This is a genomic window from Tunturibacter gelidoferens, assembly GCF_040358255.1.
Lineage (GTDB): Bacteria > Acidobacteriota > Terriglobia > Terriglobales > Acidobacteriaceae > Edaphobacter > Edaphobacter gelidiferens.
In genome coordinates this window covers 3707206-3728902 of record NZ_CP132938.1, presented here as the reverse complement: position 1 = coordinate 3728902, position 21697 = coordinate 3707206, and the positions used below count along the sequence as shown (strand labels likewise).

The window sequence follows — 21697 nt, the reverse complement described above, 5'->3', positions numbered from 1 at the left end:
TGTTGGTTTTTTCGGCGCTTAGTGAGGAGTGGCGATGCGATCTGGACAGAGAGCCGGAGTTCTTATCGGTGGGGTTAGGGTTTTAGTTTCGGGTGTTTTGTGTGTGTTGATGGTGGAGCAGCCGATGGTGGCGGCGGCTTTGACGAAGAAAGCGGTGGCGCCATCGGTGCAGCAGATTCAGAGTGAGCAGCGGGTGCTGCATGCGCTGAACCGGTTTACTTTTGGGCCGCGGCCGGGGGATGTGGCTGCGGTGCGGGCGATTGGGGTGAAGGCGTGGTTCGAGCGGCAGCTGAATCCGCAGAGCATCGATGATTCGGCGCTGGAGGAGCGTTTGGCTGCGTTTCCTGCAATGAGGATGGAGCAGGCGGAGTTGATGCAGCGGTATCCGAGTCCTGCTCTGCTGCGGCAGATGATTGCGAAGAATGAGCCGCTTCCGGGTGATCCCGTGGAGCGTGCTATCTATGCGGATCAAATTGCGTTTTATAAGGCGGCGAAGGCTAAGAAAGAGGCGGAGCAGGCTGCTGCCGCTAAGAACGGTGGGGGCGAGGATGGGATGGCCACGGCAAGTGATGGCTCGATGGCGAAGAGTGCGGAGGAGATGAAGAGCAGTGCGGCGCTGCCAGGGGATGGGGTTGATCCGGCGACACCGGCGATGGCTACGCATGAGGAGCAGTTTTACTCGGGGTTGGATGCGGTGCGGGTGATCAATCTGCCTCCGGACCAGAGGATGCAGCGAATTCTGTCGATGCCGCCGGAGGAGTTGGTGCGCTTTCGCAAAAGCCTGAGCAGGAGTGAGCTGCTTGCGGCGGCGGATGATCTGTCTCCGATGCAGCGGGAGACGCTGGCTGCGCTGCAGGGTTCGCCGAGGATGATTGGAGCGGAGCTGTTGGAGTCGCGGATGCTGCGCGATGTCTACAGCGAGCGGCAGCTGGAGGCGGTGATGACCGACTTCTGGCTGAACCACTTCAATGTGTATATCAAGAAGAATCAGAATGAGCCGTTTCTGCTGCCGGCTTACGAGCGGGATACGATTCGGCCGCATGCGCTGGGGAAGTTCGAAGACCTACTGGTGGCGACGGCGAAGAGCCCGGCGATGCTGATGTATCTGGATAACTGGCAGAGCATCGGGCCGGATTCTGTGGCGGCGAGGAATGGCGGGAGGTTTGCGAAGTTTGCGCAAAATCCGCAGGTGAAGCAGGCGCTGAAGGATCGCGGGTTGAATGAGAACTATGCGCGGGAGTTGATGGAGCTGCACACGTTGGGAGTGCAGTGCGAGGTGAGCGCGGATCGTCCGGTGAGCATGCTGGACAAGGCGTGCGGGCGCGGGTATACGCAGCAGGACGTGACGCAGGTGGCGGAGGTGCTGACGGGATGGACGATCGATCAGCCAGCGCGGAGTGGTGCGTATCGGTTTGAGGAGCGGCGGCATGAGCCGGGTACGAAGACTGTTCTGGGGAAGAAGATCGGGGAGCATGGCGAGGCCGAGGGGCTGGAGGTGCTGCGTATGCTGGCGACCAGTCCGGCGACGGCACAGTTTATCTCGATGAAGCTGGCGGTGCGGTTTGTGAGCGACACGCCTCCGCCGGCGCTGGTGGACAGGATGGCGAACGCTTTTGTCTCGAGCGGGGGAGATATCAAAACGGTGCTGCGGACGATGTTCGATTCGCCTGAGTTCTGGTCGCCGGAGGTTTACCGGGCGAAGGTGAAGACGCCGGAGGAGTTTGTGGTGTCTGCCGTGCGGGCGAGCGGGGCCGAGGTGACGACGGCGATTCCGTTGTTCCAGGCGCTGGAGAAGCTGGGGATGCCGATGTATGGGATGCAGACTCCGAATGGTTATAGTTGGATGGCAGAGCCGTGGGTGAACTCGGGTGATCTGGTGAACCGACTGAATTTTGCAGTGTCGTTGAGTAATGACCGCATCGGGGGAGTGCAGACGGATTGGACGCGGTTGCTGGGAGAGCCTGGAGCGGCGCAGAGTTCGGGAGCGGGCGATTCGGCTGCAGAAAAAGAGAGGAAGCTGGAGGCGGTGCTTCTTGGTCAGGCGGTGAGCGACCGTACCCGCGAGACGGTGCTGGCGCAGTTTCAGGATCAGACGACCCAGCAGCAGGCAGAGAAGAGCTTTGGGATACGGGCGAACGAACAGGAACCGATGGCGCAGGTGTTGAATATCTCTTCGCCGAAGCAACGGGTGAGGCCGCCACTGGACCGCGAGGCAGCTGGGATGGCGGGACTGCTGCTTGGATCGCCGGAGTTTCAGCGGCGGTAGGCTGATTGCTCACGAAACGGCGGTCTCTTTGAGTGAAAACGAGATTGTGCAACTTCCTGACGGCAATCGCGTTTGTAAATGCAGAGATGTGGAGAGCGCAGTTGATCTGCGAAAGCAAGGACAAAGCAGATTCCTTCCCCTTCGGCTTCGCTCAGGATGCGGAATGACAAACAAAAGTACAGACAAAAGAAGACAACGGCTTTAGATAGGGGTCTAAGATGGCGAACATGAAGAATATGGCGGATCAGAGCGATTGGGGTTGCGATCTTCATGGGCGGGATCGAGCGCGGCGTGGGGTGACTCGGCGCGGGTTTATGAAGGGTGGGGCGCTGGCGCTGATCGGGACTTCGACGATTCCGGAGTTCCTGTCGCGAAGCGTTTTGGCCGAGGTGACGACGGCGGCGGCAAATAAGAAGAAGCTGGTGGTTCTGTTTCAACGGGGCGCGGCGGATGGGTTGAACGTCGTGGTTCCCTACAAGGAGAAGAACTATTATGCGATGCGGCCTTCGATTGCGATTCAGGAGAAGGACGTTCTGGATCTGAATGGATTTTTTGGGCTGCATCCGGCGATGTCGGCGTTCAAACCGCTTTATGAGCAGGGGCATCTTGCGATTGTTCACGCGGCGGGTTCGCCCGATACAACGCGGTCACACTTTGACGCGCAAGATTATATGGAGAGCGGGACGCCGGGGGTGAAGGTTACGTCGGATGGATGGTTGAATCGCGCGTTGCAGGCAGAGATCCTGACGGGAAAGACTTCGGCGTTTCGTGCGGTGGCGCTGGGAACGCAGGTGCCGCGGACGTTGCAGGGTAAGGTGCCGGCTATCGCGGTGAGTAATCTGGCGGATTTTTCCGTGGCTGGGAAGGGACCGCAGACTTCGCAGATCAGCAACGCGTTTCAGGCGATGTACGACGAGAGCTCGGATGCGGTGCTGCATGGGACGGGGCAGGAGACGTTCGAGGCGGTGAAGATGTTGAAGTCGGCGGACCCGGCGAAGTATCAGCCGGCGGCGGGGGTGGTGTATCCGAACACGCCGTTCGCCAACAGCATGAAGCAGGTGGCGCAACTAATGAAAGCGAACCTGGGGGTGGAGGCGGCGTTCTCCGATGTTGGCGGATGGGACACGCATCAGAATCAGGGAAGTGTGAATGGACAGCTGGCGAATCGGCTGAAGGAGTTTTCGGACACGATTGCGGCGTTCTGGAAGGACATGGGAGACGATGCGGAGAATGTGACGCTGGTGACGATGTCGGAGTTTGGACGGACAGCTCGGCAGAATGGGACGGGTGGTACCGACCATGGGCATGCGAATGTGATGTTTGTGCTGGGCGGCAGGGTGAGGGGCGGCAAGGTGTACGGCAAGTGGCCAGGGCTGGCGAATGAGCAGTTGAACGAGGGTCGGGATCTGACGGTCACGACAGACTTCCGACGTGTGCTGGGCGAGGCAGCAAATAAGACTTTAGGGGTGAGGAATCTTGAGCTGGTGTTTCCGGGAGCGCGTGTGAATCCGAGTGAGTTTTTGAACTTCTCTCAGGCGTAACGTGGCTCTGGGTTGTGTATGTATCAAGTGTGTCACTCTTCTGTTTATGGAATGTAAAAATCAACAAAATACAAAATAGTGGAAAAAGGACGGCAACTTTTCTTTAGATCCTGCGTCTTATTGGATGTAACACACGACAGTCGGGCTTGCAGTTCCCACAGTTCCGGCTTCCCATATCCGCAACAAAAGAACTCCCCACCACAATGTAAGGCTCCCAGAATACCGGGAGCCTTCTCTCCATTTGGGCAACTGTTTCTGACCTCATGAAGGCGTTTCAGTTGTAAGTGTTTCCGCTAGGCGAGGCCGATCTTGCGGTCGAGGGCCATGGCTCCCGCTCCGTAGAAGAGCAGCATGATGGCCAGGACGGCCAGGGCGAGGATGTAGTTGTAGAAGTCGAAGCCCTGATGGATGCCGACGGTGACGAAGGCTACCAGCATGTTGATTGCGACCAGAGCTGCGGTGAGGCGGGTGAGAAGACCCAGGATGAGGAGAATGCCGCCGATGAACTCGGTGTAGGCCGAGACGTATCCGAGCCAGTAAGGCAGGCCGAGGGTGGTGACGTAGTGGGCGTAGTGGTGCAGGGCGCTGAGAGGCAGGACCTTGTGGTAGCCGTAGACCGCCATGGAGACGCCGAGAATGAGGCGCATGAGGAGCGCGCCGGTGGGTTGCAGGCTGTTAAGCCATTTCGTCATAGAGATCCCTTCTGAAAAGGTTATCGCGGAGGCGATGAGGAAGTGAGGGGATCTTATTGGGTGGGTGCCGGGGAAGGTACGAGTTGTTGGGTTGGGGCGGGCGGGAGGTATTGGTCGAGAAAGCGGGCGAGGCTCTGGCTGTAGAGTGCGTCGGCGGGTGACGGGAGTTCTACGGTGAGTTTGGGATCGGCGGCGGTGCGAAAGCTTTGGTCGGGTGAGGCGGCGCGGGTGAGGAGAAGCTTGGGAGTTCTGAGGGCGGAGAGCGGTGCGGCGAGGGGGAAGTGCTCGTGAAAGATGAGGCGGACTGGAAGGAGGCGGGCGCGGGGGTCGTATTGGGCTAGTTCGAGGAGGTCGGCGCGTGGAGAGTCAAGGATGAGGGCGGGAATGGTGTTGTGAGATGCGGCGAGCTGGGTGGCGAGGGAGGCTCCTACGCCGGTTCCGTAGGGAATGATCTGTTGCGGTGGGAGGGCGCGGGAGGTGGTGAGGTATTGCCAGGCGGAGTCGACGTCGTGGGTCATGTTTTGCTGGCTGGGGCGGGTTGCGGCGCTTTGGCCGTAGCCGCGGTAGTCGAAGGCGAAGACGTTGAGGCCGAGGTTGTGGAGGCTGGCGAGGGTGGGGATGGAGTCGGCCAGGGAGCCGTCGGCGCCGGGCAGGAAGAGGATGGTGGCGTGGGCATAGCGGGCTCCGGGTGAGGAGGGGATCCACCAGCCGGTGAGCTGTGGGGTGGCGGATTCGTCGGGGCCGAAGTGGATGAGCTCGTAAGGGATGCCTGCTATAGAGGTTGGCGCTGCGAAGGTGCGGATTGGGTGGAGGACGAGCTGCCACTGGCCCTGGTAGAAGAGCAGGCAGAGGGTGAGATAGCCGCAGAAGAGGGCTGCAACGATGGTGACGGCGATGGCCTTGACGAGCCAGAGAGGGCTTACGACTTCAGGCTGGGCGTTGGTTGGCTGGGTGCGCTTGCTAGACTTCGGAGTGGGGCGGGGCATGAGTCGGGCTTCTGTATCGACTTTAGCATTCGAGGTGGGGTGATGAGTTGTTTGGGAAGCCCGAGCCTCTAAGATGGAGATGGCGGAGGATTTCGAGTGGCGCAGTGGGTGAGGTTGTGCGGGGTGGCGGAGGCTCCTCCGGCGGGACGGGTGATGGAGGCCGAGGTAGAGGGTGTCGCGGTTTGCCTGGCGAATGTGAATGGGGAGCTGTCGGCACTGGATAACGTGTGTCCGCATCGGCAGGGGCCGCTGGGGCAGGGCTGGATAGAGGGTGAGGCCGTGGTTTGTCCGTGGCACTCGTGGGCTTTCAATGTGAAGACGGGGCTGGCGGAGTATCCGGCGCATGAGCGGGTGGAGGTGTTTCCGCTGCGGGTGGAGGGTGAGGACGTTCTGGTGGATATCGAATAGCGGACCGATTGGGGAATCAAGGTCGGAACATCGCTTCGATTGAGGAAAAATATGTCCCTTACCTACTGGAGGACGGGTTACGCTGCCACTTAGCTACAAACCATTCGAAAGAGTGGCTAATCGAAAGGGAGTTCTGTCATGAAGCTGCGTTCGTTGTTTCTTGCTGTGGTTGCCTTCGTTGTTCTTGCCGGTGCTGTAATACCTGCTAACGCGTCTACCTATCATCATCATCGTCACCATCATCATCACCACCACAGCTAGAGTTTGAACAGATTGTGAAAGGGCTCGGCGATTGTGCCGAGCCCTTTTTGCGTGCGAAGGGATTTGCCTGCGATCGGCGTTTTGCAGCGGTAATGCTGATAGAATCTATTAAATCCACTCCAGGCAGGAGAGGCAATGCAGGCAATACTGGCGCTAGAAGATGGGCGCGTTTTTCGGGGTAAGAGTTTTGGCGCGCGGGCGGAATGCTCGGGCGAGGTGGTCTTCAATACATCACTGACCGGCTATCAAGAGATCTTTACCGATCCCTCTTATGCGGGTCAGATCGTGGTTCTTACAAATCCACATATTGGGAACTATGGGACGACGCCGAGCGACGCGGAGTCGAAGAAGCCGTTCATTGAAGGATTGGTGACGCGCGAGTTTTCGCCGATGAGTTCGAACTGGCGTTCGACGCAGGTGGCGGATGAGTACCTCGAGCGCTATGGCGTGCCGGTGATTGCGGAGATCGATACGCGTGCGGTGGTGCGTCATCTGCGGGCCAATGGCGTGATGCGCGGGGTGATTGCTTCGGGGGAGAATCTGGACGTGGATGCGCTGGTCGCGAAGGCACGGGCGATCAAGAAGATGGAAGGAACCGATCTCGCAAGCGTCGTGAGCACGAAGGTGGCTTATGAGTGGGATGCGAATGAGCCGAAGAATCAGACGGGCGATTCGTTGCTGACGGCCGCACTCGGTGAAGACGCGAAGCAGATGCACGTGGTCGCGTATGACTTCGGGATCAAGGAGAATATCCTGCGGATGCTGACGCGGGAGAACTGCCGCGTGACCGTGGTTCCGGCGAAGACTTCGGCTGCGGATGTGCTGGCGATGGAGCCGGATGGGGTGTTCTTCTCGAATGGGCCGGGCGATCCTGAGCCGCTGGAGTATGCGGTTGAGAATGTGAAGCAGTTGCAGGGGAAGGCGCCGATCTTCGGGATCTGTCTTGGCCACCAGATCTTTGGGCTGGCGCTGGGCGGTACGACCTACAAGCTGAAGTTCGGGCACCACGGCGGAAACCACCCGATCATGAATCATCAGACGGGGAAGGTTGAGATTACTGCGCAGAATCATAACTTCGCTGTCGATCCGAAGTCTCTGGATGAGAAGACAGTGGAGAAGACGCATACGAATCTGAACGATCAGACACTGGCTGGTTTGAAGCATAAAACGGACCCGATGTTCAGTGTGCAGTACCATCCGGAGGCTAGTCCGGGGCCGCACGACTCGCATTATCTCTTCAAGGATTTCCGGAAGATGATGGAAGAGTGGAAGAAGTAGATGATTTTGCGAGGTGGCACTTTTCTCATGGTGCTGCTTCTGTTTTCTTCTTCTGTTTTTGGAGTCAAGAGAAAGACAAAAGCTGTGTACTGCACACACGCGATGAACGGCGCGTGGAGCTTGCAACGGTTTCAGCCACTGATCAATCCACGGGCTGGAACAGTGTTTGCGGAGCTTTCCTTTGCGGGAACCGTGCTCGAAGCGGCTCGATTGCGGCAGTTTTATCCGGATCATGAAGTTGTTTTTGATTACAAGTTCGACAGCGCTGGAAGGCTGACCGCGTTGCTTGGAAGTGTGGAGATGTGGGGTCAGTGGCTGGGTGAAGCTAATCTTTACCCAGAGGCCGATGGAACGGTTGGAAGTTTTCACGTGAAGTACTACAAGCCGGATTCGCGGGATTTGATCAGCCATCCGGATGATGCCGAGGAGTATGCGGCAGAGTTGAGTCATGTACCGATTTACAGAACTATCGAATCGTTGCCTTGTGGCGGTTCGTTGCAAGAAGCGGAGAAGATGAATGCCACGCAGGAATGACATTGCGAAGATTTTGGTGATCGGCTCGGGGCCGATTGTGATTGGTCAATCGGCGGAGTTCGATTACTCGGGGACTCAGGCTTGTAAGGCGCTGAAGGCCGAGGGCTATGAGGTCGTGCTGGTGAACTCGAATCCGGCGTCGATCATGACCGATCCTGAGGTTGCGGATAGAACCTATATTGAACCGCTGAATGCCGCTTATCTCGAGGAGATTCTCCGCGTTGAGAAGGAGATGCTTGATTCGGATGGGTTGTGCGGCAAGGGGAAGTTTGCGGTACTGCCAACGGTAGGTGGGCAGACGGCGCTGAATCTTGCGGTCGATCTTGCGGACTCGGGCGTGCTGGATAAGTTGGGGATTGAGCTGATCGGCGCGAAGCTGGAGGCGATCAAGAAGGCTGAGGATCGGCTGCTGTTCAAGGATGCGATGACGAAGATCGGGCTGGATATGCCGCGGTCTGCGCTGATCAACAATATTCGCGATGGGTTGGAGTTTGCGACGAAGATTGGATTTCCGGTAGTGATTCGGCCTTCGTTTACGCTGGGCGGTTCGGGTGGAGGAATTGCTTACAACCGCGAGGAGTTGATGGAGATTCTTTCGCGTGGGCTTGATCTCTCGCCGGTGCATGAGTGTCTGCTGGAAGAGAGCGTGCTGGGTTGGAAGGAGTATGAGCTGGAGGTGGTGCGGGACCTGAAGGATAACGTCATCATCATCTGCTCGATTGAGAACTTCGATCCGATGGGCGTGCATACTGGTGATTCGATTACGGTGGCGCCGGCGCAGACGTTGACCGATCGCGAGTACCAGGCGATGCGGGATGCGGCGATTCGTGTGATTCGTGAGATTGGTGTGGAGACGGGCGGCAGCAATGTGCAGTTCGCAGTGAATCCGCTGAACGGGCGCATGACGGTGATTGAGATGAATCCTCGTGTGTCGCGTTCGTCGGCGCTGGCGAGTAAGGCGACGGGTTTTCCGATTGCGAAGATTGCGGCGCGGTTGGCGGTCGGGTACACGCTCGATGAGATTCAGAACGATATTACGAAGGCGACGCCTGCCTGTTTCGAGCCGACGATTGACTATGTCGTGGTGAAGATTCCGAAGTGGCAGTTCGAGAAGTTTCCTGGCGCGGATGAGGTTCTGGGACCGCAGATGAAGTCGGTCGGCGAGGTGATGGCTATCGGCAGAACCTTCAAGGAAGCTATGATGAAGGCGGTGCGGTCGCTGGAGACGGGTAAGAAGGCGACGGCAGATGAGATTGAGCCGCGGCGGTTGACGCAGCGATTGGTGACGCCGCATCCGGAACGACTGAACTACATCCGGTACGCGTTTGAGCGGGGGATGACGGTGCGTGAGGTTGCACGCATGACCTCGATGGACCCGTGGTTTCTGTATCAGATGAAGCAGATTACGGATGAGATCAAGGCTGTTGGCGGAGTGCCGATGGCGGAGGTGACGGCGGAGCAACTGCGCGCGGCTAAGCGGATGGGGATCTCGGATGAGAGGCTGGCTGCGAGTTGGGGTTTGACTGGCGCTGAAGGGACGGCGGCTGTGCGGGCGTTGCGGAAGAAGCTGAACGTGGTGCCGGTGTACAAGATGGTGGATACGTGCGCGGGTGAGTTTGAGAGCTACACGCCTTATCTGTACAGCTGCTATGACGAGGAAGATGAAGCGGCGCCGACGAAGAAGAAGAAAATTCTGATTCTGGGGAGTGGGCCGAATCGTATCGGGCAGGGAATTGAGTTCGATTACTGCTGCTGCCATGCGGCGTTTGCGCTGCGTGAGGATGGTTACGAGACCATCATGGTGAACTGCAATCCGGAGACGGTGTCGACCGACTATGACACGAGCGACCGGCTGTACTTCGAGCCGCTGACTTTGGAGGATGTGCTTGGGGTGTATGAGCACGAGGCTTCTTCGGGTGCGGAGATCGGGATGATCGTGCAGTTTGGCGGTCAGACGCCGCTGAATCTTTCGCTGCCGCTGAAGAAGGCTGGTGTTCCTATTATTGGGACGTCGCCGGAGTCGATTGATCTAGCGGAAGACCGAAAACGGTTTGGAAAACTGATTGAAGAGTTGAAGATTCCACAGCCTGAGGGCGCGATGGCGACGAGCGTGGAAGAGGCTGTGGCTGGCGCGAATCGTGTGGGTTATCCGGTGCTGGTGCGGCCTTCGTATGTTCTGGGTGGACGCGCGATGGTGATCGCGTACGACGATGAGGCAGTTGTGCGGTATATGTCGACGGCGATCGAGTACTCGCAGGAGCGGCCGGTGTTGATCGACCACTTCCTGGAAGACGCAGTCGAGTGCGATGTGGATGCGCTGTGCGATGGCGACGATGTGGTGATCGCAGGAATCATGCAGCACATTGAAGAGGCGGGGATTCACTCGGGCGACTCGTCCTGCGTGCTGCCTGCGGTTGATCTGAGCGATGACGTGCTGCGGATGATTCGCGAGTACACGCGCAAGCTGGCGATGGCGTTGAGCGTGCGCGGGCTGGTGAATATTCAGTTTGCGATTCAGCGCGGGATTGTCTACGTGATTGAGGTGAACCCTCGGGCTTCGCGGACGGTGCCTTATGTTTCGAAGGCGACCGGGATTCCGCTGGCAAAGATTGCTTCGCGGATTATGGTGGGTCGGAAGCTGAAGGAGTTGCTGCCGGAGCAGACTGCCAGTGGCAAGGATCTGGAGACGGGCTCGCATTACTTTGTGAAGTCGCCGGTGTTTCCGTGGGGCAAGTTCCCGGGCGTGGATACGGTGCTTGGACCGGAGATGAAGTCTACGGGCGAGGTGATGGGGGTTGCGGATAACTTTGGCGAGGCGTTTGCGAAGGCGCAGATCGCCGCGGGGCAGGTGCTTCCGTTGCAGGGGACGGTGTTTCTGAGCGTCAATGATCACGATAAGGAAGGCGCAGTGTTGCTGGCGCGGGATTTTGTGGAGATGGGATTTCACCTGGTAGCTACGCATGGCACGGCTCTTGTGCTGGAACAGGCTGGGCTGCAGCCGGAGCGCGTCTACAAGGTGAAGGAGGGTCGGCCGAATGTGGTTGACCTGATCAAGGGAGATCGGATTCAGCTGATCGTGAACACGCCGCATGGGCAGGATACGTTCTTTGATGAGAAGGCGATTCGGCGCGCGGCGGTGATGGCGAGGATCCCGACGATTACGACGCTGGCAGCGGCACGGGCAGCGGCCGAGGGGATCTCCGCGTTGCAGGACGGTACCTTGAGTGTTGTGGCGTTGCAGACGCTTCACGCGAACAGGATTGCGGGCGAGGTCAAAGCGGTTGCGGTGGTCGACTAGAAGATATCAGGTGGGTTAGTAGGGCTCGCGGGCGATCTTTGCGCCGATGGCGTAGCTGATCATTGACAGGGGGAGCCAGGTGCCGATGAGGAGGCCGTCCCCACCCATGAGCCCGCTGCCATGGCGGAAGGTGAAGAAGGTGCGCCAGAGCTTTTCCACTGCTCCGCAGCCTTCGCAGAGGCCTTTGCCTGTGGGCAGGTCGAGCACCCAGACACATACGATGGAGAAGATGACCAGACCTGAGATCCAGGTGTAGGGCGCGATGTCGTTTTGCAGGAGGCGAGTGACGATCGCTCCGCCGAAGAGGGGGATCAGGGCGGCCAGAATGGTGGCGAGCACTTTGGGAGTCGCTGAGTCTGGGTCTGGGTGGTTGAGCGAGATGACTACGATGACGATGGCGAGCATGAGGACGGCGATGAGGGTGTGGGTGAGAAACCAGGAGGCTTCGCGGCCAAGGTCGCCGAGAGATTTGCCCTGCGAGATGTCTCGTCCGTTGGTCATAGGTATCAGGGTTAGATTACTTCAATGGGGTTTCGTCGAGACGGCCTGTGGTTACGTCTTTCGGGGTATGGGGCACGGCTTCGCATGGTTTGGGCATTCGCTCTTAGAATAGAGAGATGCTTCTTGATGGACTTCAACTGCCGCTGACTACACCGTTCTATCCCGACGGACGCCTTAATCTCCATAAGCTGGAACACAATGTCGCTCGCTACTCGAAGACGCCGGCCGCCGGACTTGTCGCGCTGTGTGATGTAGGTGAGCCGACTCTGCTGTCGGAAGAAGAGACGCGACATGTGTTGCGGAGTGTTGTTGCGTCGGCTGCGGTGGAGAAGGTGCTGATTGCAGGTGTGTCGCGCGATAGCGTGGCGGGGACGCTGGATTTGGCGGAGTCCGCTGCTGAGTTTGGATATGATGCTGTGCTTATGAAGTGTCCTTCGATGCTTCGGGGTACTGGAGAACGGACGAAAGAGCTGATGGCTTATTTCCAGGCGGTGGGCGACCGGTCGGCGCTGCCGGTGGTGTTGTACAGCTCGTCTGCGGAGGGTGGCGCTGTGCTGCCCGCGGAGGTTGTCATCGAGCTCGCGGGACATTCGAAGGTTCTCGGGATGGTGGATGGTTCGGGCGACCGCGAGCGGATGAAGGCGATCATGACGGGCACTGCTAGCTATAAACGCGATGTCACGGTGACTGCAGTGTTCGCGGCCGTGACTGGGAGGATGCAGAGTCGGAGTGAAGGCGCCGAGGCGAAAGATTTGATTCTGGCGACTGCATTGACGGAAGGGGGAGCTGCGGTGGCTACACCTTCGAAGACTATGGCGAAGACGCGAACGAAGGTGGTGGGATTTCAAGTATTGGCTGGAAGGACTGATGGAATGTTTGAAGGCCTGAAGAGTGGCGCAGTGGGAGCGATGCCGGCGTTTGCGGCGGCGGCTCCGCAGGCCTGCTATGAGGTGCTGGCAGCCTGGAAAGATGGGGATGAAGGGTTGGCGCAGGAGAAGCAGATGAGGTTGCAGGATGTGGCGGCAAGGATAGAGAACCAGATGGGGGTTGGAGGCATCAAGTTTGGGTGTGATTTGAATGGGTACTTCGGAGGGAGGGCGCGTCTGCCTTGGCTGCCGCTTAGCGGGGAAGAACGGGCCGAGATTGAGGCTCTGATGCAGGGGATACGTAACTGAGGGTTAGTGCTTGGGTGTGACGGGGATGCCCATGCCGCTGAGTTTGCTGCGAGCCTGCATCGACTCCGGCGCATTGGGGAAGCGTTGGATGAGGGCGCGGAGCTCGCGGGTGCCGGCTTCGTTCTCCTTGAGGTTGAAGAGGGCGATGCCTTTGTGAAGGTGGGAGGCGGGGACCTTATTACTGTCAGGATACTGCTCGAGGACGGCATCGTAGGACTTGATGGCTGCGGGGTAGCGGCCGTCGCGGAAGTCGATCTCCGCCTGGTAGTAAAAGGAGTTTCCTGAGAGGGGATTGTCGGGGTAGTACTTGACGACGTCGCCGAACTCAGAGGATGCGAGGGGGTACTTGGCGGCCATGTAGTCGCCGAGGGCGGTCTTGTAGAGCTCGTCGGCGGGAGGGACGGCGGGACCGGGAGTGTCGGCTGCCTGGGGGATGTTTGCCGAGGGTTTGCCTTTTCTCACGATGGGGGCCGGGCCCGTTGGAGGCGCGGTTGTGATCGGTGCGGAGTTCGAGGGTTGGGGGGCCGCTGAGCCTGTCGGCTGCGGCATTCCGGCGCTCATGGACTGCTGCTGGCTCTGGACATCCTGCATGAGCTTCTGGAGGGTTGCGATGCGTGCCTTGATCTCGTCGACGGAGTCGTTGAGGGATTGAATCTGGCCGGAGACCTGGTCGACCTTTCCGCCTTGCGCCTCCTGCTGGGTCTGTAGCTGCTTGCGCATTGCGTCGACGTTTGCACCCATCTTGTTGATGGAGTCGGCGCTTTGTTGGATGAGGTCTTTCATGACGCCCATGCGCTCATCGTTGGACTGCTGAAGCCGGGCTACCGCGTCCTGCAGCTCCTGAATCTGGGTCTGCAGCTGCACCATGTCTTTGCTTACGGCGAAGGCTGGGGCGGAGGAGAATAGGATGACCGCGAGGAGAGCGGCTAATGGAATCGTCGGGATGGCAAATTTACGGTGAACGGGTTGAATTGGTTTGATCATGTCAGAGGCACTCGGCTTTCTGTCTTCCATCGACCCTCAGCGTGGTGGGCTGCGCGAGGAACTAAAAAGAGTTGGGGTCAGGTTAGCAGAAACCCCTGTCCTTGAATCAGGACAGGGGAAGGGATGGTTTTTGATTGGTTGCGTTGAGGCTAGCGGTCGAGGGAGAACTGGGCGCGGCGGTTTTGCTGCCAGCAGCTCTCGTTCTCTTCAGTGCAGAACTGCTTCTCTTTTCCGTAGCTGATGACGCGGAGACGGCTGGCCGGCACGCCAGCGGAGACCAGAGCGGTGCGAGCTGCGTTGGCGCGGTTCTCGCCGAGGGCGAGGTTGTACTCTGCGGAGCCGCGGTCGTCGCAGTAACCGCCGATAACTACCCGGATGGCGGGGTGAGCGGTGAGGTACGCTGCTGCTTTGGATGCAGCTGACGTCGCGTCGGGACGAAGATCGAAGCTATCGTAGTCGAAGAAGACGTCCTGAACGTTCTGGTGAAAGGCGGCTTCGGTGCCCATGTCCGTGTCTGCCGGAGGAGGCGCAGTGGGGGCGGCAGGTACGCGGACGGTTACGCGCACGCTGGCTTCGGTGGTGCCGCCGTCACCCTTGGCAGTGAGATGAAAGTTGGTGGAGGTGGACGGAGCGACGGTCTGGGTGCCGTTGGTGCTCACGTCGCCGATGCCGTCGATGGTGACAGAGGCTGCGTTCTGTGTGCGCCAGTTGAGGACGACGGATTGGCCGACATCGATGGAGAGCGGATCTGCGGTGATGGTGGCAGTGGGGGCGGCCGCTGGAGGAGCAGGCGCCGGGCCGAGCGCATTCGGGTCAATGCCGCTGGCCTTCTTGTGGCAGCCGGTGACGGCGCCGATGGAAATGAGGGTTACTGCAATCACCAAGGTCTTGCGAATTCCTATTTGCATCGCGTTCATTTGATATCTCCTGCCAACGTTAGTGGATCAAAGATCAAGTTGCCTGCGAAGCGCTTCCGCAGAGACGATAAGAATGTTTACTTCCAGCTCCAGTTGGGCATGTCTGCGCCAGCGCCGGTGAGTTCATGTTTTTGCGTGCCGTCGGCCAGCATGGTCATGATCTTCATGTGGGTGGCTTTGCCATCGGGTGAGTTGGCGTAGACGATGTGACGCCCGTCTGGAGACCAGGAGGGGAAGTCGCAACGACCGCCGTCGTGGGTGAGTTGAATCCAGCGTTTAGTGGCGATCTCCATGACGTAGATATCCTGTCCACCGGGAGCGCCTGGGCCGTACTTGCGATCCCAGGCGAAGGTGAGGAACTGTCCGTTGGGAGACCATGAGGGGGACGTTGCGTATCCACCGTCGGTCATGCGCTGGATATTGGAGCCGTCAACGTCCATGACGTAGAGTTGGGGCAGATTGGTGCGTCCGCTGATCCAGGCGATCTGCGAGCCGGTGCGGGGGTTGAAGACGGGTGAGACGTCGGGGCCGCGGAAGCTGGTGACGCGGCGGGAGGTGCCTCCGTTGGTGTCGGAGATCCAGATCTCAGGGTCGCCGCTGCGGGAGGAGGAGTAGGCGATGTCCTTGCCGTTGGGCGACCATGCCGGCGAGAGATTGGTCCCGCCGGTTGCGGAGAAGTTCACCATGCGGTTGAGGACGAGAGAGAACATGCGGATTTGAAAGCCATCGCGGCCTAGTGAGGAGAAGGCCAGGCGGGAGTTGTCGGGCGAGATGCGAGGAGATAGGGAGACCGTGCCGAGGTGTGTGAGAGGGTGCTGGTTGGCTCCGTCGTAGTCCATCTGCCAGATCTCTTTGTCGGCGCCTGTGAGCTTGACGTAGTAGATCTTGGATTCTGCGATACCCTGACTTCCTCCGCTGAGACGGAAGATGATCTCGTCGGCGAAGCGATGGGCGATCTGGCGGGCTGAGTCGTCGGTGGCGTCCTCGTTGTACTGCTTGGCGAGGACCTGTGGGTACTGGAGATTCTTTGCGTCGAAGAGGAAGCCGTTGCAGGTGATTCTGTTGCCCTGAACGCTGAAGTTGCCGAAGGCCACCATGGCCGCGGACGTCGGTGCATCGGCCCACTGCTGAATCCTGATCTCGGCGGGTGCGCCTGGAGTGGATTCCGGGAGGAGACTCTTCGAGACGATGTCGAAGATGCCAGCGTTCGCCAGGTCCGCGTAGAGGGTCGCGTCGAAGGTGTGTTTGAAGGCGGAGGTTTGCGGATCTGCGGAGGCGGGTTTGAAGTCGGCGACTGCGATGCGGATGTTGGAGACTCCGCTGGAGGTTTCAGTCTTGAAGCCTTCCTGCGCTTGTAGGGCGAAGGCGCATGCAAGAAGAAAGAGCAGAGCTACTATATTGTGCCAATAAGAGTGCCGACTGACTGGCGTTCGTTTCGGTCTATGCATTATGTCTTATGTTAGACGCAAAGTTGTCTTGATGGGGTGCTTGGCGCAGGTTGCTCAGCGGAATCAAGGGAAGCACTCCAACAGGCGCAACTTTTTTCACTGGGGATGAAGGTGGAAGGTGTATTCGACGGTGATGTGATCGCCTTGCGGCAGAGGACCGAAGCCGTCGACTCGCTGCACGGCGCGCATGGCGGAGAGGTCTAGCGAGGGTGAGCCGCTGGGGGATTCGACGCGGGGGTTGGAGGGAACTCCTTCGCGATTGATATCGAAGATGATGGTGGTGCTTTTCCCAATGGAGGTACGCGGATCAGCCTCGGCGGTGTACCAGTTTTGCGCGACCTTGCTGTTGACGATGTTGACGTAGTAGGCGAAGCGCTGGCCGAAGGTACGGTCTTCGACGGAGACACTTGCGGTCCCGTTTTTTACCTCCAGCGTCGATTGCGCGATGCGGACGCCTGCGGTTTCGCCTGTGACTGCTTTGGTTGGCGGAGGGGTGACGGGCTGGATGTGTTTTGGTGGCGCTGGCGTGGGCTTTTCAGCTTCTTTGATTGGTTTGGTGATCTTTTCAGGGATCACTACTTCGTTGGGTGTAGGCGGCGGTTCGGTTCTTTCCTTGGTGATGACGGGCGCGGGGCTTGGCGCTTCCGATGTGAGGACGCCGGTGTCGAGGGTGCGTTGTGTGGGTGGAAGCGGGAGCGAGGAGACCATGGTGGCCTGAATGGCTCCTGCGTTGGAGGCGTTCTCGCCCCAGTCGTGGCCTCGTGTGTGGAAGAGAAAGGCCCAGCCCAGGATGGCCGCAGCGATGAGGCCGTGCAGCACGATGGAGCCGACGAAGTTCGCGCCGAGCTTATCGGGATTGCCATCGCTGTCGCGACCGATTGTGAGAGACGTATTTATGTCACCCTCCTCACTTCTGGATTGGTTGGGTGACGATGCTGATGTTGGTGATGCCGGCCTGCTTGACCGCATCCATAACCGAAGCGAATGCGCCGAAGGGCACGCGCTCGTCGGCTCGCAGGTAGATGATGCGCTTGGAGGGCTCGGCTTTGCCGGTGGATCTCAGCAGCGTGGGGAGCTGGTTGACGTTGACGGGCTTGTCCTGGAGGAAGACGTTCTGCTCGCGGTCAATGGTGACGACCATGCGTTCTTCGGTGAGCTGGTTGACGGAGCGCGTCTTGGGGATGGCAACCTCGACACCGGACTGGAGAACCGGGGCGGTGAGCATGAAGATAAGCAGAAGGACAAGAACGACGTCGACCAGCGGAGTGATGTTGATCTCGGCGAGCGCGGTCTGGGTGCGTCCCTTTGCAGAGAAGGCCATGGCTAGAAGGTTCTCCTGCGAACTTCTTCGGCTTGCGGCTGCGGCGGGCTGGGAGGACTGATCATGGCTGCGTTTTCGATGGCGTTGAGTAGCTCGCGTCCGAAGTCGTCCATCCGCGCGCCGAACTCGCGGAGACGGGCGGTGAGTTGGTTGTAGCCGACGACGGCGGGAATGGCGACGACGAGGCCGGCGGCGGTGGTGATGAGGGCCTCCGAGATGCCGGGGGCGACGGCGCGGAGGGTCGCGGCGCCAGCGGTGCCGAGGCCGTGGAAGGCGTCGATGATGCCCATGACGGTGCCGAAGAGGCCGATGAAGGGAGCGATGGCGGCGATGGTGGCAAGCCAGGTCATGCGGCTTTCCATCGCGGTGAGGGCTTCGCTTGAGGCAGTTTGAGCGGCGCGTTCGAGGGCGACTGGATTGCGGGGGAGGCCGCGTCCGCCGTTCTGACGCTGATACTCGTCGTGGATCTCCGTGAAGACGGCGACGAGTGGGCTGGGCCTGAACTGGTCGGCTACGGCGGCGATTTCGCTGAGGCGAGTCGATTTGCGAAAGGCCCGGACAAAGCGCTGGCTTTGAGTGTGGGCTCTGCTGAAGCTCGACCACTTGGAGAACATGATGGCCCACGAGAAGATGCTGGCGAGAAGCAGGATGACCAGGACGGCAAAGGCAACGGGGCCGCTGTTATGGATCATCTCTACCAGGGCGCTGGTGTTGGAGGCCGCGGGGGGCGCGGCGGCAGAGGGGTCTTCCTGAAAAAAGTAGAGAGCTAAGGAAAGGGTCCAGACCATAGTTGTTGTGTACCAGAACTTAGTGTAAATCGTGGTTGGGGCAATGTGGCTGGCAATCGGGGCGGGGCATCTGCTGTGGTGCGAGTGTGTGCCCTGTTTTCTGGCGGAAATGGTGGGTGGGAGCGAGGTTTGCTATTCTCGCGATACGTGTTTGCCTGAGGGCCTTATGCTGCTGGAGTTGCGCGCGGAAAACTATGCTGTGATCGACCGTGCGGTCGCTACGTTCGGGCTTGGTCTTAACCTGCTGACTGGCGAGACGGGCGCGGGGAAGTCGATCTTGATCGACGCCCTGGCGCTGCTGCTGGGAGGAAAGGCATCGGCGGACTTTGTTCGTCATGGGGAAGAGAAGGCGGTGGTTAGCTGCGTCTTCGAGCTGACGCAGGGGGCGGCTGCGATTCTGGAGGCGAATGGGATCGACAGTGAGTCGGATCATCTTTTGCTGCGACGGGAGATCCTGGTGAATGGCAAGGGGCGGGTGTTTGTTAATAATCAGCCAGCGACTGTGGGGGTGTTGCGACAGCTTGCGCCCGAGCTTGCGCTGGTCCACTCGCAAGGGGAGACGATGGGCTCGTTTGACCAGGCGCAGCAGCGGATTCTGCTGGATCGCTTTGGTGGAGTGAATATCGATAGTGTGGCGGAGGCGTTTGCTGCGTGGCGTGCGACTACGGACAAACTGGACGAGCTGCAGTCTGCCGAGCAGGACCGTTTGCGGATGGCGGATCTGTGGCGCTTTCAGAGCAAGGAGATCGACCAGGCTGGGTTGACTGCGGAAGATGAAGACACGCAGCTTGAGGCAGAGAAACGCGTGTTGGGGAATGCGGAGAAGCTTTATACGGCTGCCATGAGCGCGCATGAGTTGCTTTATGAATCGGAGAGCTCTGCGGAGGGCGCACTGGGTGCGGCGTTGAAGCATGTGGAGGAGCTGGCTCGGTACGATGCACGGTTTCAGGAGCCTGCGCAACAGTTAGCGGCTGCGAAGGCGATCGTTGAAGACGTCGATGCCGAGGTGCGGGATTTTGCTGACAATGTTCACGCTGCGCCGGGGCGGCTGGAAGAGATTGAAGATCGGCTGGCTGCGCTCGATCGGTTGAAGCGGAAGTATGGGCAGAGTTTGAAAGAGGTCATCGACTTTGGTGCGAAGGCGGCGCGGCAGCTGGCTGAGGTTGAGAATCGCGATGCGCTGCTGATTGAACTGAAGGCGAAGCAGGAGCGGGATGCGGAGGCTTACAAAGTTGTCGCGACGAAGCTCACCGGTGGACGTGCGGAGGCTGCGAAGCGGCTGGAGAAGCTGGCCGAGGCGCAGATCAATGACCTGGCAATGAGCACTCGGTTTCATGTTCGGGTTACGGCGGAGAAGTCTTCGGAGAACTGGACCGCGCATGGATGGGATCAGGTGGAGTGTCTGATTGCGACCAACGCCGGAGAGCCGATGAAGCCGTTGCATGAGATCGCTTCGGGTGGTGAGATGTCGCGGGTGATGCTGGCGTTGAAGGTGACGGTGGAGGAAGCAGCGTCGGGAGGGGCGGGGAGGAAGAAGAAGTCGGCTCTTCCGCGGACGCTGGTTTTTGATGAGATCGATATTGGCATCGGCGGACGAGCGGCGGAGGCGGTTGGGCGGAAGCTGAAGACCTTGTCGAAGGGCCAGCAGGTGCTGTGTATTACCCATCTGCCGCAGATTGCGGCGTTTGGGGATCAGCACTTCCTGATTGAAAAGACGGAGAAACGCGGCCGCACGCAGACAGAGGTTCGTCGGATGGAGAATTCGGAGCGAACCCACGAGATTGCACGCATGTTGAGTGGGGCGAAGCTGACGGAAACCAGTCTCAAACACGCAGAACACCTATTGGAAAGCAGTCGATGATGGTTTGCCGCACATCTTGTGAGACCGCATACGCATCCGAGTGAGGAGATGCTATCCAGGAGGATGAGATGTCGGACGATTCCAAGAAATGCGCTATGAAAGGTTGTCTATGCACCCCACCTGCAGGACAGAAGTACTGTTCAGCATACTGTGAAACAGCAAAGGGTGAGACGAAGCTGCAGTGCGATTGCGGTCACCCGGCCTGTGCTGGCCAGAAGCTCTAGGTTTCGGACCCATAGGACGACGCCAAGACGATGCCGGAGACCTCGAGAAGGTTCTATTATTTGTGCGACTTTCGTTGCTTTCTCGACTTGTGATGCTGCACCTACAATGGTTCAATTCTGTGCTTAGATGGGGTTGAACGCGGTATACTAGGGACGTGACTACAACCACCCTTGATCACGCCGTTGTAACCGATAGCGGCAACAAAACGAAAACTAAGCGGGTTCTCCTCCTCAAGCCTCGCGGCTTCTGTGCCGGCGTCGTGCGCGCGATCGATATCGTGCAGATTGCGCTGGAGACCTTTGGCGCTCCGATCTATGTTCGCAAAGAGATTGTTCATAACAGCTATGTTGTGACCGACCTGGCGAAGAAGGGCGCGATCTTCGTCAACGAACTTGATGAGGTTCCGGAGGGAGCGCGGGTGATTTACTCGGCTCATGGAGTTTCGCCGGCGGTCCGTGACCGGGCGAAGGAACGCGGCCTGAAGGTGGTGGATGCTACCTGCCCGCTGGTGACGAAGGTTCACGTTGAGGCGATTAAATTTGCGAAGCAGGGGTACTCGCTGGTGCTGATTGGTCACCGTGACCATGACGAGATAGAGGGTACACAGGGTGAGGCTCCGGATGTGACTCAGGTTGTCTCGACGGTGCAGGAGGTTGCGGACCTTGTTGTGCCAGATCCGAATCGCGTGGCTTATCTGACGCAAACGACCTTATCGCTCGATGAGGCCCGGGATATGATTCAGGCGCTCAAGAATAAGTTTCCCAACATCGTTGGGCCGCACTCGCAGGACATCTGCTATGCGACGGAGAACCGGCAGGTTGCGGTGAAGAATGTTGCTCACGGAGCGGACCTGGTTCTGGTTGTTGGGTCGACCAACAGCTCCAACTCCAATCGCCTGGTCGAGGTTTCCAAGAATCTGGATACGAATTCATACCTCATCGACACGGCAGATGCTATTCGTCCGGAGTGGCTTGATGGGGTTGACACGGTTGCTGTGACGGCTGGTGCTTCGGCTCCAGAGGTTCTGGTAAAGGACGTTGTCGAGTATCTGCAGACGATGGGGTATGGTTCGGTCGATGAAGTTGAAGTGATGCCGGAGAACGTTCGCTTTGGCTTGCCGCCGGAGATCGTTCAGGCGATTGCATCTGCTCCACCAGTAAACCGGTAACGAATTTCGTATCGGTAACTAGTTTTGTAGACAGAGAGTTTGTTT

The 21697-nt window shown here is 58.9% G+C and carries 18 protein-coding genes; 9 read left to right on the top strand and 9 right to left on the bottom strand.

The genetic code is table 11. From position 1 onward, the window contains the following. Positions 1–34: 34 nt before the first annotated feature. Positions 35–2266, top strand: a complete 2232-nt coding sequence (locus RBB81_RS16310; protein ID WP_353071384.1) for a DUF1800 domain-containing protein — start codon at positions 35–37, stop codon at positions 2264–2266. Between the two features lie 218 nt (positions 2267–2484). Further along, a complete protein-coding gene (locus tag RBB81_RS16305) occupies positions 2485–3807 on the top strand; it encodes a DUF1501 domain-containing protein (protein ID WP_353071383.1) in 1323 nt (440 codons plus the stop codon). Positions 3808–4100: 293 nt separating this feature from the next. Here the strand turns inward: RBB81_RS16305 and RBB81_RS16300 are convergent, their stop codons facing one another. Both RBB81_RS16300 and RBB81_RS16295 read right to left on the bottom strand, forming a co-directional pair. Then, the gene (locus RBB81_RS16300) at positions 4101–4499 is read right to left on the bottom strand and encodes a DoxX family protein (protein ID WP_179583818.1); all 399 of its coding nucleotides are present in this window, start codon (positions 4497–4499) and stop codon (positions 4101–4103) included. A 53-nt stretch (positions 4500–4552) separates the two neighbouring features. Then, positions 4553–5485 (bottom strand): alpha/beta hydrolase, encoded by a 933-nt coding sequence (locus RBB81_RS16295; RefSeq protein WP_353071382.1) that lies wholly within the window; start codon positions 5483–5485, stop codon positions 4553–4555. A 96-nt stretch (positions 5486–5581) separates the two neighbouring features. On the opposite strand from RBB81_RS16295, the gene RBB81_RS16290 reads away from it, so the two are divergent. From RBB81_RS16290 to carB, 4 genes are all read left to right on the top strand, one after another. Then, positions 5582–5893 carry a Rieske (2Fe-2S) protein gene (locus RBB81_RS16290; protein WP_353071381.1) on the top strand — a complete coding sequence of 104 codons (312 nt, stop codon included), beginning with the start codon at positions 5582–5584 and terminating at the stop codon, positions 5891–5893. 396 nt (positions 5894–6289) lie between these two features. Next, positions 6290–7432 carry a glutamine-hydrolyzing carbamoyl-phosphate synthase small subunit gene (gene carA / locus RBB81_RS16285; RefSeq protein ID WP_183788129.1) on the top strand — a complete coding sequence of 381 codons (1143 nt, stop codon included), beginning with the start codon at positions 6290–6292 and terminating at the stop codon, positions 7430–7432. After that, positions 7433–7966 carry a hypothetical protein gene (locus tag RBB81_RS16280; protein ID WP_353071380.1) on the top strand — a complete coding sequence of 178 codons (534 nt, stop codon included), beginning with the start codon at positions 7433–7435 and terminating at the stop codon, positions 7964–7966. Then, entirely contained in the window at positions 7950–11264 is a 3315-nt protein-coding gene (carB, locus tag RBB81_RS16275) for a carbamoyl-phosphate synthase large subunit (protein ID WP_353071379.1), read from the top strand. Before RBB81_RS16280 ends, carB begins: the two co-directional genes overlap by 17 nt. Before the next feature lie 15 nt (positions 11265–11279). Here carB and RBB81_RS16270 read toward each other — a convergent pair whose 3' ends face one another. Then, positions 11280–11765 (bottom strand): hypothetical protein, encoded by a 486-nt coding sequence (locus RBB81_RS16270; protein WP_179583784.1) that lies wholly within the window; start codon positions 11763–11765, stop codon positions 11280–11282. 116 nt (positions 11766–11881) lie between these two features. On the opposite strand from RBB81_RS16270, the gene RBB81_RS16265 reads away from it, so the two are divergent. After that, complete coding sequence (locus RBB81_RS16265; RefSeq protein WP_353071378.1) at positions 11882–12940, top strand: dihydrodipicolinate synthase family protein; 1059 nt, start codon at positions 11882–11884, stop codon at positions 12938–12940. Positions 12941–12943: 3 nt separating this feature from the next. Here the strand turns inward: RBB81_RS16265 and RBB81_RS16260 are convergent, their stop codons facing one another. From RBB81_RS16260 to RBB81_RS16235, 6 genes are all read right to left on the bottom strand, one after another. Continuing rightward, positions 12944–13954 (bottom strand): tetratricopeptide repeat protein, encoded by a 1011-nt coding sequence (locus RBB81_RS16260; protein ID WP_257025632.1) that lies wholly within the window; start codon positions 13952–13954, stop codon positions 12944–12946. A gap of 119 nt (positions 13955–14073) precedes the next feature. Continuing rightward, complete coding sequence (locus RBB81_RS16255; RefSeq protein WP_183792082.1) at positions 14074–14832, bottom strand: OmpA family protein; 759 nt, start codon at positions 14830–14832, stop codon at positions 14074–14076. Between the two features lie 86 nt (positions 14833–14918). Further along, entirely contained in the window at positions 14919–16289 is a 1371-nt protein-coding gene (locus tag RBB81_RS16250; RefSeq protein WP_179583780.1) for a DPP IV N-terminal domain-containing protein, read from the bottom strand. A gap of 96 nt (positions 16290–16385) precedes the next feature. Beyond that, a complete protein-coding gene (locus RBB81_RS16245; protein ID WP_179583778.1) occupies positions 16386–17258 on the bottom strand; it encodes a TonB family protein in 873 nt (290 codons plus the stop codon). Then, positions 17197–17610: an ExbD/TolR family protein gene (locus RBB81_RS16240; protein WP_179583776.1), complete on the bottom strand. Its 414-nt coding sequence runs from the start codon at positions 17608–17610 to the stop codon at positions 17197–17199. Before RBB81_RS16240 ends, RBB81_RS16245 begins: the two co-directional genes overlap by 62 nt. A 2-nt stretch (positions 17611–17612) precedes the next feature. Further along, positions 17613–18398 (bottom strand): MotA/TolQ/ExbB proton channel family protein, encoded by a 786-nt coding sequence (locus RBB81_RS16235; RefSeq protein ID WP_183788134.1) that lies wholly within the window; start codon positions 18396–18398, stop codon positions 17613–17615. 166 nt (positions 18399–18564) lie between these two features. Here RBB81_RS16235 and recN point away from each other — a divergent pair, with 166 nt between their 5' ends. Together recN and RBB81_RS16225 are read left to right on the top strand one after the other, a co-directional pair. Further along, a complete protein-coding gene (gene recN / locus RBB81_RS16230; RefSeq protein ID WP_353073945.1) occupies positions 18565–20259 on the top strand; it encodes a DNA repair protein RecN in 1695 nt (564 codons plus the stop codon). Positions 20260–20638: 379 nt separating this feature from the next. After that, positions 20639–21652 carry a 4-hydroxy-3-methylbut-2-enyl diphosphate reductase gene (locus RBB81_RS16225; RefSeq protein WP_179583774.1) on the top strand — a complete coding sequence of 338 codons (1014 nt, stop codon included), beginning with the start codon at positions 20639–20641 and terminating at the stop codon, positions 21650–21652. The last annotated feature ends 45 nt before the right edge of the window (positions 21653–21697 follow it).

What these genes read in the sequence shown, in the direction of transcription:
- RBB81_RS16310 (WP_353071384.1), top strand. Translation starts at nt 35, where the DNA reads ATGCGATCTGGACAGAGAGCCGGAGTTCTTATCGGTGGGGTTAGGGTT.
- RBB81_RS16305 (WP_353071383.1), top strand. Translation starts at nt 2,485, where the DNA reads ATGGCGAACATGAAGAATATGGCGGATCAGAGCGATTGGGGTTGCGAT.
- RBB81_RS16300 (WP_179583818.1), bottom strand. Translation starts at nt 4,499, where the DNA reads ATGACGAAATGGCTTAACAGCCTGCAACCCACCGGCGCGCTCCTCATG.
- RBB81_RS16295 (WP_353071382.1), bottom strand. Translation starts at nt 5,485, where the DNA reads ATGCCCCGCCCCACTCCGAAGTCTAGCAAGCGCACCCAGCCAACCAAC.
- carA (WP_183788129.1), top strand. Translation starts at nt 6,290, where the DNA reads ATGCAGGCAATACTGGCGCTAGAAGATGGGCGCGTTTTTCGGGGTAAG.
- RBB81_RS16280 (WP_353071380.1), top strand. Translation starts at nt 7,433, where the DNA reads ATGATTTTGCGAGGTGGCACTTTTCTCATGGTGCTGCTTCTGTTTTCT.
- carB (WP_353071379.1), top strand. Translation starts at nt 7,950, where the DNA reads ATGCCACGCAGGAATGACATTGCGAAGATTTTGGTGATCGGCTCGGGG.
- RBB81_RS16270 (WP_179583784.1), bottom strand. Translation starts at nt 11,765, where the DNA reads ATGACCAACGGACGAGACATCTCGCAGGGCAAATCTCTCGGCGACCTT.
- RBB81_RS16265 (WP_353071378.1), top strand. Translation starts at nt 11,882, where the DNA reads ATGCTTCTTGATGGACTTCAACTGCCGCTGACTACACCGTTCTATCCC.
- RBB81_RS16260 (WP_257025632.1), bottom strand. Translation starts at nt 13,954, where the DNA reads ATGGAAGACAGAAAGCCGAGTGCCTCTGACATGATCAAACCAATTCAA.
- RBB81_RS16255 (WP_183792082.1), bottom strand. Translation starts at nt 14,832, where the DNA reads ATGCAAATAGGAATTCGCAAGACCTTGGTGATTGCAGTAACCCTCATT.
- RBB81_RS16250 (WP_179583780.1), bottom strand. Translation starts at nt 16,289, where the DNA reads ATGCATAGACCGAAACGAACGCCAGTCAGTCGGCACTCTTATTGGCAC.
- RBB81_RS16245 (WP_179583778.1), bottom strand. Translation starts at nt 17,258, where the DNA reads ATGCGGTCAAGCAGGCCGGCATCACCAACATCAGCATCGTCACCCAAC.
- RBB81_RS16240 (WP_179583776.1), bottom strand. Translation starts at nt 17,610, where the DNA reads ATGGCCTTCTCTGCAAAGGGACGCACCCAGACCGCGCTCGCCGAGATC.
- RBB81_RS16235 (WP_183788134.1), bottom strand. Translation starts at nt 18,398, where the DNA reads ATGGTCTGGACCCTTTCCTTAGCTCTCTACTTTTTTCAGGAAGACCCC.
- recN (WP_353073945.1), top strand. Translation starts at nt 18,565, where the DNA reads ATGCTGCTGGAGTTGCGCGCGGAAAACTATGCTGTGATCGACCGTGCG.